Origin of the sequence: Winogradskyella vincentii (assembly GCF_020166345.1) — a bacterium.
Taxonomy (GTDB): domain Bacteria; phylum Bacteroidota; class Bacteroidia; order Flavobacteriales; family Flavobacteriaceae; genus Winogradskyella; species Winogradskyella vincentii.
In genome coordinates this window covers 1-576 of sequence record NZ_JAIUJS010000038.1, presented here as the reverse complement: position 1 = coordinate 576, position 576 = coordinate 1, and the positions used below count along the sequence as shown (strand labels likewise).

General features: G+C 28.5%; 1 protein-coding gene. It reads right to left on the bottom strand.

Going from position 1 to position 576, the window contains the following annotated elements:
* Positions 1 to 20: 20 nt before the first annotated feature.
* Positions 21 to 440, bottom strand: coding sequence for a hypothetical protein (locus LBV24_RS15055; RefSeq protein WP_224479484.1), 420 nt, complete (start codon positions 438 to 440; stop codon positions 21 to 23).
* Positions 441 to 576: the final 136 nt, after the last annotated feature.

The following is a 576-nucleotide window of genomic DNA, read 5'->3' as shown; positions in this document are numbered from 1 at the left end:
CGAATCCGCCGTAATTGCGGTTATACATTGTTGGCAATAGTATTTTTTATTATAATTTCATTCAGCTTTTTAGAATCAGATTCCGCAATTTCTTTTAAGTCAAACGTAAAGATTTTCCCATTCCTTTGTGTAATTACCAACTTTTGATCGTCCAATTCTGTCTTTTTAATATTCTCAAACATTATTGATTTTCCCAAAAAGGAATTAATTCGGATAGTCACACCTTTTTTATTCCACTCGACATAATTTTTGTACCAAAACATTCTACTGAAAAATAGTGCCTGTAGCAAAAATCCAATTCCGCTTATCCCTTTATTTATTTTCGGGTTTTCGAATGGAATAAACTCAAATATTCCAACAAGTAAGAATATTATTGACAGAATTAAAATTGTGATTAAAAACCAATTCTTACTTAGATTGTCAAAATGGATTCTTTTCATTTTAAAGTAGTGATTTCATTAATTTATAAGCATACAAAATGCCTATTAAAAATAATATTACACAAATTAAATATTCGGTTTTTGAGTAGTAGCTAATTCCACCTATAATTCCAAATGCTGTCCATAATAGGTTTGT

What these genes read in the sequence shown, in the direction of transcription:
- LBV24_RS15055 (WP_224479484.1), bottom strand. Translation starts at nt 440, where the DNA reads ATGAAAAGAATCCATTTTGACAATCTAAGTAAGAATTGGTTTTTAATC.